The sequence below is a fragment of the Acinetobacter sp. SwsAc4 genome, from assembly GCF_013391535.1.
Lineage (GTDB): Bacteria > Pseudomonadota > Gammaproteobacteria > Pseudomonadales > Moraxellaceae > Acinetobacter.
In genome coordinates this window covers 22648-31622 of record NZ_JACAXC010000035.1, presented here as the reverse complement: position 1 = coordinate 31622, position 8975 = coordinate 22648, and the positions used below count along the sequence as shown (strand labels likewise).

Annotated in this window: 9 protein-coding genes, 1 other RNA gene and 1 pseudogene; 6 read left to right on the top strand and 5 right to left on the bottom strand. The window is 37.7% G+C overall.

Annotated features, from left to right (window positions below):
• Window positions 1-125: 125 nt before the first annotated feature.
• Window positions 126-518: pseudogene (locus tag HYG88_RS13595) on the bottom strand (NAD-dependent epimerase/dehydratase family protein); the annotation flags it as partial.
• Window positions 519-730: 212 nt separating this feature from the next.
• Between HYG88_RS13595 and rpsT the strand changes: the two are divergent.
• Window positions 731-997: a 30S ribosomal protein S20 gene (rpsT, locus tag HYG88_RS13590; protein ID WP_004639414.1), complete on the top strand. Its 267-nt coding sequence runs from the start codon at window positions 731-733 to the stop codon at window positions 995-997.
• A gap of 117 nt (window positions 998-1114) precedes the next feature.
• Here rpsT and HYG88_RS13585 read toward each other — a convergent pair whose 3' ends face one another.
• Both HYG88_RS13585 and HYG88_RS13580 read right to left on the bottom strand, forming a co-directional pair.
• Window positions 1115-1846, bottom strand: coding sequence for a histidine phosphatase family protein (locus HYG88_RS13585; RefSeq protein ID WP_005160777.1), 732 nt, complete (start codon window positions 1844-1846; stop codon window positions 1115-1117).
• Window positions 1847-1899: 53 nt separating this feature from the next.
• Window positions 1900-2757: a 3'(2'),5'-bisphosphate nucleotidase CysQ gene (locus HYG88_RS13580; RefSeq protein WP_005160780.1), complete on the bottom strand. Its 858-nt coding sequence runs from the start codon at window positions 2755-2757 to the stop codon at window positions 1900-1902.
• 11 nt (window positions 2758-2768) lie between these two features.
• Here HYG88_RS13580 and HYG88_RS13575 point away from each other — a divergent pair, with 11 nt between their 5' ends.
• The 4 genes from HYG88_RS13575 (at window position 2769) to HYG88_RS13560 (ending at window position 5619) form a co-directional block, all read left to right on the top strand.
• Window positions 2769-3473, top strand: a complete 705-nt coding sequence (locus tag HYG88_RS13575; RefSeq protein ID WP_005160785.1) for an HAD-IA family hydrolase — start codon at window positions 2769-2771, stop codon at window positions 3471-3473.
• Window positions 3457-3885 carry an RNA-binding S4 domain-containing protein gene (locus tag HYG88_RS13570; protein ID WP_005160794.1) on the top strand — a complete coding sequence of 143 codons (429 nt, stop codon included), beginning with the start codon at window positions 3457-3459 and terminating at the stop codon, window positions 3883-3885. Before HYG88_RS13575 ends, HYG88_RS13570 begins: the two co-directional genes overlap by 17 nt.
• Before the next feature lie 158 nt (window positions 3886-4043).
• Entirely contained in the window at window positions 4044-5090 is a 1047-nt protein-coding gene (recA, locus tag HYG88_RS13565) for a recombinase RecA (protein WP_004661473.1), read from the top strand.
• Between the two features lie 46 nt (window positions 5091-5136).
• On the top strand, window positions 5137-5619 hold the full coding sequence (locus HYG88_RS13560; protein WP_005160797.1) for a regulatory protein RecX: 483 nt from the start codon (window positions 5137-5139) through the stop codon (window positions 5617-5619).
• Window positions 5620-5629: 10 nt separating this feature from the next.
• On the opposite strand, the gene ffs is transcribed toward HYG88_RS13560, so the two are convergent.
• An RNA gene (gene ffs / locus HYG88_RS13555) (signal recognition particle sRNA small type) lies at window positions 5630-5726 on the bottom strand.
• 319 nt (window positions 5727-6045) lie between these two features.
• Here ffs and HYG88_RS13550 point away from each other — a divergent pair.
• Window positions 6046-6909, top strand: coding sequence for a YbgF trimerization domain-containing protein (locus tag HYG88_RS13550; protein WP_005160798.1), 864 nt, complete (start codon window positions 6046-6048; stop codon window positions 6907-6909).
• A 68-nt stretch (window positions 6910-6977) separates the two neighbouring features.
• On the opposite strand, the gene HYG88_RS13545 is transcribed toward HYG88_RS13550, so the two are convergent.
• On the bottom strand, window positions 6978-8849 hold the full coding sequence (locus HYG88_RS13545; RefSeq protein ID WP_005160800.1) for a SurA N-terminal domain-containing protein: 1872 nt from the start codon (window positions 8847-8849) through the stop codon (window positions 6978-6980).
• Window positions 8850-8975 lie beyond the last annotated feature (126 nt).

The window sequence follows — 8975 nt, the reverse complement described above, 5'->3', positions numbered from 1 at the left end:
TTCAGATGGCTATTCTACGTTTGATTGGTTTTGGAAAAAAAGAAGAATTTAAGAAAGTGCTCGCAATTTTAAGAAAGAAAAAGCCTGATAGGACAAGGGCTCTATGAAATTTGTCGTGTACAGAGAACTTTATTATAGAAAACTGGTGAATTAGCATTCGCCCCTAAAGCACTGACCACCAATAAATGAATATTTTTATCTTGGATTAAATCAGCAAAATGAGCGTTAATTTCATAGTCAATTGCGTAAAATGCTTGTTTCGATCCAGCTTGTTTAATCGTGCTACCTAAGCAACTAAATGCATGGGTATAAGTACTTACATCTTCATCATTCAAAAGCAAAAAATCTTCTAGAATAAGCTGATTTACTTTGCTATAAGATTTTAATTTATCTGAATTTTTCCTTACTACAACAGTCACATAACTAAAATCATTTGACTGTTCCAATTCAGCCACTAGCGCTTCACCCACTAGCCCTGTAGCACCAATAACAATTGCCTTTTTATCACCTATTCTCATTTTTATTTATTCCGACTCATAACTAAGCCTAATGTAACGTTTTCTTGCAAGATTATCACCTGTTAAATGTACTTAAAAGTATCACAAGGCTTGACTTCGGGGCTTAGTTTCCTCAAAATATGGCACTTGTTTACGGGCTGGTGAATGTTGCCAATATTTTTTGGTTTTAACTTCAGCCCGCCCAGACCAACTTATTTTCAAGGAGTGCACGAGTGGCAAACTCTGCTCAAGCTAAAAAACGTGCTCGTCAAAACGTTAAAGCACGTAAACACAACGCAAGCTTGCGTTCTATGGTTCGTACTTACATCAAACGTACTGTAAATGCGATCGCTGCTGGTGACTATGCTGTTGCTTCAGAAGCTTATAAAACAGCTGTACCTGTAATCGACCGTATGGCTGACAAAGGCATCATCCACAAAAATAAAGCTGCTCGTCACAAGAGCCGCTTAAACGCTCAAATTAAAGCATTAGCTAACTAATTTGATGCATGTAAAAAAGCCCGATTTTCGGGCTTTTTTATTGTCTTCAACTTAATGCAACGTTAGTAGTTTTTTTAATTTTAAAAGTGCACAATTAAATCATACTTTTCAAAAATCTTATTTATTCTGAAAATCTTTAATAACCAATTCATGCTTTTGACCACGCCAAATCCATTTTAACTTGCTATTTGCAAAATCCTCACCCTCAAACCAAACAAATAATCCCTCCATCATATCTGGCCAGTCTGATTGTTGAATTTCTGTTTGACCTGAAATGACAGCTACAATTGCAGCCAAAATAGTGTCATGACTAACAGCAATACTTAAACCATTTTGATGTGTTGGATGTGTGTGATAAAGCAACTCAAGTACATCAAATACACCTGTAATAGGGTGTTTCATGCCAGGCAAAACATTATTCACAAAACTGTTGATAAACCCCAATGCACCTTGTTTACGAAAATATGGTGCAGCTTGTTGAATGTCTAATACAAAACTACCTGGCTCAACCAATAATCGCTGTTCAACAATCTCTATCGTATGAGTGTTTTCACCCTTACGTAACTGATCAGCACCTTCAATCATTAAAGCCGCCGTATCAACACATCGTTGGATAGGACTAGAAATACAGTGATGTATAGCTCGATCAGTATTTTGTATGAGATATTGCCCCCAAGCATATGCAAGCTCTCGCCCTTGCTCAGTCAACTGCAAATCATAACCAGCAAAACCCTGTCCATTGACAAGTTCTCGCAATGAATGACGTGTAAATAAGGTGACTGGCGTTGAAGTGTCTGGCAATAAATCCACAGCTTCAAACATACTTTTAGGCAATAAATGTAGCGCCATAATATTTATGTAATATAAAAATTTAACCCACTATAACATGGGTAATATAACTCTCAATCTAAAATCCCAGAATGCTGTAATGCTTCATATGCAATTTTTTTGCAGTACTGATCTTTAAATGCGATAAAGCCACCATTAAGAACAGTATCTCGCTGATTATACAAAAATGGCTTAGCCTCTAGAGTCAGTAGACCACCGCCAATACTTTCTAATAACGATTGACCTGAACTCGTATCCCATTCCGATGTTGGATGAAACCGTGGATAAATATCAATATCACCCTCAAGCATCATACAAAACTTATAGGCACTACCAGCTTCACGTCGCTCAACAGCACGATGTTTGAGTAATGGTTGAATAAAATTTTGATATTTAGGATTTTTACTGTTGTGACTAAATCCAATTTGGAGAGGCGTACTTAAGTCATGTTCTTCTATTTTGTATTGAAACCATTCATTACGGCTAAAACTGTATTTATAAGGAAGTTGATTGCGATAACCGATATACATGACCTGTTCACAAGGCACTGCAATAATCGCAAAAGTTGTCTGATGGTCTTCGATCAAACTTAAATTAGTCGTAAATTCATCACGCTCATGTATAAACTCTTTCGTTCCATCTAGTGGATCAAGCATCCAACATTTTTTCCATGACTTACGCTCAGAATAATCACTCTCTTCAGATAAGACAGGTAATTGCGGTGTTATCGTTGCCAAATGCTTGAGTAGAAAATGATTTACCTTTAAATCAGCTTGAGTCACAGGAGAATCATCACTTTTTTCCTGAATATTAAACTCGCAACCAGCACAATAACTTTGGTATTCTTCCAACAATATTTGACTAGCCTGCGCCATAATTGGAACAAGTTGCATAATCAAGTCATCTTGTGGAGCGAGCGTTTTTATAAACATAGACCAACCTTATGTCATATTCAGATTTACAGCAAAAGCCTATTGCCATGTTCGACATGGATGGCACATTACTCGATTTAGCCTTTGATGATTTTATTTGGAATGAGTGTCTACCTGAACGCCATGCTCAATTACATCAATGCACTCTAGAACAGAGTAAACAGACACTATTTCAATTTTACCAACAACATAAGCATACACTATCTTGGTATTCTTCTGCGTACTGGACTACAAAAGTTGGAGTCGATGTTTTGCAACTCCTATACGAGCATCGAGAAAAAATCAAAGCGCGTTCAGGTTGCTTTGAATTATTAGAACAACTCAAAGCTCAAGGCTATCGCTGTTGGTTACTGACCAATGCTGATCGAGCAGGCTTACAACTGAAGCTTGAAAATGTCGAACTTAGCCCTTACTTTGAAGTCATGATCAGTAGTGAAGAGCTTGGGCATGCCAAAGAAGAAGTCGCTTTTTGGCAAAAGTTACAACAAATACATCCATTTGATCCAGCTCAAGCAATATTTATTGATGATACGGTTGCGGTACTCCAAGGTGCTGAACGTTTTGGTATTAACCAATTATTTAGCATTTTACAACCGTCTAGTGCTAAACCCGCTCGACTCGCCACGGAAATAGCGTACCCATCACTTGATCATTTAACCAATCTCTTTGATTATCTTGACACCAACTTACAGGTAACAGATGCCAAAACAGCATGAATCAGACAGCATGGATGCCATGCGCATTGATAAATGGCTTTGGGCTGCACGTTTTTTTAAAACTCGCTCTATTGCCAAAGCCGCAATTGAAGGTGGTAAAGTCCATCACAACAATGACCGCGTTAAAGTTTCTAGAGACGTGCGTATTGGAATGGAACTCACCATACAGCAAGGTTTTGAGAAAAAGACCGTTGTTGTGAAAGCACTATCAGCTGTTCGAGGTGGTGCTCCCATGGCTCAACTTCTTTATGAAGAAACGCCTGAAAGTATTGAACGCAGAGAGTTGCATGCATCACAGCGAAAATTGCATAATCTAGCCCGACCTGATCACCGACCAAGTAAAAAAGATCGTCGTGATATCAATCGTTTTAAACAAGAAAATGTAGAATCATGGTCATATCATGATGAATAAAATTTTCTAATTTGGATGCGTCATCTTGTGTCGTACTGACACAGATCAGATGTGGAATATATAACTAGAATCTGCCACTATACTCAAGTCCCAACAAGTTGAGATTCAGTACATCCACTTGGGTTAGTCGTTAAGAAATAAAGTTTTGAGGTTTTGAGATGGATGATAATAAAAGCAAGGCGTTACAAGCAGCCTTAAGCCAAATTGAAAAGCAGTTTGGTAAAAATACCGTGATGCGCTTAGGTGATAATACTGTACAAGCTGTTGAAGCGGTTTCTACAGGTTCTTTAACTCTCGATATCGCATTAGGGATTGGCGGATTACCTAAAGGTCGTATTATCGAAATTTATGGTCCTGAATCTTCAGGTAAAACCACCATGACATTACAAGCGATTGCTCAATGTCAAAAAAATGGCGGTACCTGTGCCTTTATCGATGCAGAACATGCATTAGATCCAGAATATGCACGTAAGCTTGGCGTAGATATTGATAATCTATTGGTTTCACAACCTGACCACGGTGAGCAAGCGCTCGAAATCGCCGATATGCTAGTGCGTTCGGGTGCAATCGATTTAATCGTTGTCGACTCTGTAGCAGCATTAACCCCTAAAGCTGAAATTGAAGGCGAAATGGGCGACTCGCATATGGGCTTACAAGCACGCTTAATGAGTCAAGCTCTGCGTAAAATTACAGGTAATGCAAAACGCTCGAACTGTATGGTGATCTTCATTAACCAAATCCGTATGAAGATTGGTGTAATGTTTGGTAGTCCAGAAACCACTACAGGTGGTAATGCACTTAAATTCTACGCTTCTGTACGCTTAGACATCCGTCGTATTGGTCAAGTGAAAGAAGGTGACGAGATCACAGGTAACGAAACGCGTGTTAAAGTTGTGAAAAACAAAATGGCACCTCCGTTCAAAGAAGCTGTGTTCCAAATCATGTATGGCAAAGGTACCAATCAGTTAGGCGAATTGGTTGATCTTGCTGTTCAACAAGACATCGTACAAAAAGCGGGTGCTTGGTATTCTTATCAAGGCAATAAAATTGGTCAAGGTAAAAATAACGTGATTCGACATTTTGAGGAAAATCCAGCAATGGCTCAAGAAATCGAAAAGGTCATTCGTGAACAACTTCTTACTAAAAATAACAAAGAAGCAGCTCAAACTGAAGATGAAGAAGAACCAGATTTTTTAGAAAGCTAAGCTGAAACGCCCTTCGGGGCGTTTTTCTTTCAAGAGGATATAAAACTTGTTTAATTCTGAAAAAATAGAGAAACCGAAAACACTAACAGGTGTAAGATTACGCTCTTATGCATTTGCCCTTCTTACACGTCGGGATTATTCCAAAGCAGATCTCGAAGCAAAATTAAATCAATATGCGATCAATCCAGAAGAAGTCGCAAATCTAGTTGATGAATTAGCACAACAAAATTACCAAAGCGACCAACGTGTTGCAGAACTCACATTGGCCAGTCAACTTAGAAAAGGTAAAGGATTACAAAGAATTAAACAGGTTTTAAAAGCAAAACAACTCGATACAGAACTTATTAAAGAAGAACTTTCAGAGGTCGATTGGCTAGATCAAGCTTATCAACTCAAAATAAAGAAATTTGGAATAGAAGTAGAGACAGATCCAAAACTAAAAGCAAGACAAATTAGATTCTTACAGTACCGAGGATTTGATATGGGAATAATTATGAAAGCAATTGCTCGAACGAGCGATGAAGAATAAATGGTGGCAACCCCACTAGCATTACTTCGGCACATCATAGTTCTACTACCGTTGCTACCTTCCGGTCCTGGCGGGGTTCGTAGAGTACAATTGCGAAGCTACCAGCAGGGCTACCATTGCCTGACAAAGTATAGAGATTTTTACCTGAGTTGCAAGACTTGTATCTGTTTTTAAGTGACTTTTTGATTCAATTGCTTATTTCATCAGCAAAATCTATCTCTATATTATCCGTTTAATTTAAATATGTATAAACATTAAACAACAGATAATTTCTTTATTCGAAAAATGCTTGAAGATTGTAAATGCTTATTGCATTTAAATGAGTTGCTGCTTTAATGACTAAATCAAAAACATAGATCTAGTGTGCCACAAGTAAACATGAGGACTTGTTCGCTCACGGCTTTTTAACTTTATGGATGAATTTTTATGCTAAAAAAGTATTCCGTACTTTTTACTGCCTTACTCGCTAGCGCACATTTATATGCAAATGTTCCCATTGAATCTCGTGCACTGAGCCAGACGATTGCAGATAACACAAATATCTCTAATCCTGGCGCAAACCTAAATTGGGATCTCATTCAAAAGAACCAAAAACTAGAAGAAGAAGTTCGAAAATTACGAGGACAATTAGAAGAGCATGACAATTCTATTGAACAACTGAAAAAAGAGTTGGCAAATCGCTATACAGATTTAGATCAACGCTTAGAATTACTCTCTCAAAAAATTGACCCGCCAGAAGAAAATACAGAACCAGAAAATAGTACGACAACTGATACAGTAAAAACAGAAACAAACTCAGCTCCAACATCTGCACCCACATCAACAGCTCCTAGTCCTGTAAAACAAGACACAGTCTCTCAGACACCTGCCGTACAACCGAAGTCAAATACCGCTACCACAAGCAATACCACCAACCAAATTGAGCTAGAAAAAGCAGCATATACGGTTGCTCTAGATGCCTACAAACAAGGTGGTGCAAAAAAAGCCATCCAACCCATGCAAAATTTCATTAAAAACCACCCAAATGGAATTTATGTTGGAAACGCTTACTTTTGGCTAGCTGAGTTTTATTTAGCGGTTGAACCTGTTGACTATAAAGCAGCCAAACAAAACTATAATATCGTGGTAACACGCTATCCCAATTCAGCAAAAGCTTCTCGAGCGGTTTATCAACTTTATAGCATTGCAAAAGAAGTCGATAAAAACACTGCTCTTACCAATAAGTATAAAACAAAGTTGCTTAACCAATATCCACAATCCGAAGAAGCTAAATTTATTCAGAAAAAATAATGCTTATCATGCACAAAAAAGCCAGTTCATAAGAACTGGCTTTTTAAATTTCAAAGCTTAGATCAAACTTATTTGATCTTCGCCTGTGATTTTAAATAATCAGTATAGTCTTCTAGTAACTGCTGACCACGGAACTGCTGATACAACTTAGTTAACTCAGCAATTTGTTCTGGCGGTAACTCATTTGCAGCATTAGTATTCACGTTTGAAACTGCAACGATAACCAACTCATTAGGTAATTTTGCTGTCGTAGCAGACCACATACCTTCTTTAGTTGGCGCTGGAATACTGAAAGCAGCACGTTCAATTGCACGCTTTAAACCTTGAGAACGTGCAAATGTACCTGCATCTTCAAAAGTGACTTGTGATTTTGCAACAACTTGTGCAGCAGGTAACGCTTTAAAATCAGCTAAAATCTTTGAAATTTTTGCTTGAGCAGCTTTATATGCCTTTGCATCAATGACTTTTGCTTTTACTTCAGCAGTCGCTTGATCTAATGGTTTAACACCCGCTGCATGGTAATTACGGACTTTAATCCAAATCGTATCACCATTCGCTAACTGAATATTAGAAGATGCATTACGGTCACCGTTTTTCACATCATCATTGAACAGTTTTGCTTTAACATTTAAATCACTCAAATAAGGGTTTTGAGTAGTTAAGGTCACCCCATTTAAAGATTCAACACGAGCACCCTTCACTTCTTGAGCAACCGCTTCTAAAGAGTCATTGCCCACAACCATTTCATTTAAGCTATTTACAGTATCGCTAAATAAATTTGCAGTTTTTGCTTTCTGCACTTCAGCTGTTAAGCGAGCTTTCTCACTCTCAAATGAAGGAATATTTGTAACTGGTGCATTTGCTTCAATGATATGGTAGCCATATTGTGTTTTAACAGGCTTAGAAACTTCACCATTCTTTAATCCATTAACCGCATTATCAAAGTCGGCTGAGAAAATACCTGGCGCGTAAGCATCAACTAAACCACCCTGTGCTTTTGAAGTCGGGTCTTCAGAAAATTGTGCAGCCGCTTGAGCAAATGACATTCCACCTTGAATCTTGGCATAAACATCATTCGCAATTTTTTGAGCTGCTGCCGCATCGCGCGCATCAGTTGTAATTAAAATATGCTTAACTTCACGTTTTGCATCTTTCTGCTGCTTTTCAACAAAAGCCTTATAAGCTTGTTGTAAATCAGCATCAGTGATATTTAAATTAGTTTGAGGCAATAATGCTGGGCTTAAAACCACATAGTCAACATCAACACTCGCAACTTGCTTAAATTCATTTTTATGCTTGTTGTAGTACTCTGTTATTTCTTGAGTCGACGCAGTCAAACCTTTTTTATAATCATCCAACTTAATACTTGCTAAATGCAAAGTACGCTGTTCTGTTTGCAAACTCGCAAGCTGATGTAAATCAGATTGACTTACCAACGCATAATCTAACAAAGTCGATGAAATCATTTTTAGGGCATGATCTTGACGCAGGCTAGCAATTAGAGCTTGGTTAGTCATTCCAACTGAACGTAAATAATTTTCATACAACTTTTGAGAAAACTTTCCATTTTCTTGGAAACTTGGTTGTTGTGCCAACATTTGCTCTAGCTGAGTATCACTTAAAGAAATACCTAATTTTTCTGCCTGTTGTTGCAATAAAGAGCGTGCAATCAGCGCATCTAAAGCTTTTTGCTGAATAACGGACTGATTTAAAAGAGACTCATCACCCTTAACCATTGATAAATATTGATCTTTATAATTTTTAGTCGCACTTTCCAAGTCTTTATTAGAAATATCTTGTCCGTTAACAGATTTCGCAACGTCTGCTTTATTACTGCCGCTAAAATATCCTTCAATACCTACAAGCGCTAAAGGGGTCAAAAACAAAACTAATAGGACTTTGCCAAGCCAACCCTTAATGACTGTACGAAATGATTCCATAAGTATTCCAATATTTTATTTCGGGGCAATTTTAACTGAAAAACCAAAGCGAATGAATGCTGAATAAAGTATTTCATTCAATAAATAAAAAACGCACCCAAAATGGTGCGTTTTCTGATTTAAAAA

Bases quoted from the DNA above. Each gene is read 5' to 3' on its own strand.
- HYG88_RS13545 (WP_005160800.1), bottom strand. From the start codon at position 8,849: ATGGAATCATTTCGTACAGTCATTAAGGGTTGGCTTGGCAAAGTCCTA.
- HYG88_RS13570 (WP_005160794.1), top strand. From the start codon at position 3,457: ATGCCAAAACAGCATGAATCAGACAGCATGGATGCCATGCGCATTGAT.
- HYG88_RS13585 (WP_005160777.1), bottom strand. From the start codon at position 1,846: ATGGCGCTACATTTATTGCCTAAAAGTATGTTTGAAGCTGTGGATTTA.
- HYG88_RS13575 (WP_005160785.1), top strand. From the start codon at position 2,769: ATGTCATATTCAGATTTACAGCAAAAGCCTATTGCCATGTTCGACATG.
- HYG88_RS13550 (WP_005160798.1), top strand. From the start codon at position 6,046: ATGCTAAAAAAGTATTCCGTACTTTTTACTGCCTTACTCGCTAGCGCA.
- HYG88_RS13580 (WP_005160780.1), bottom strand. From the start codon at position 2,757: ATGTTTATAAAAACGCTCGCTCCACAAGATGACTTGATTATGCAACTT.
- recA (WP_004661473.1), top strand. From the start codon at position 4,044: ATGGATGATAATAAAAGCAAGGCGTTACAAGCAGCCTTAAGCCAAATT.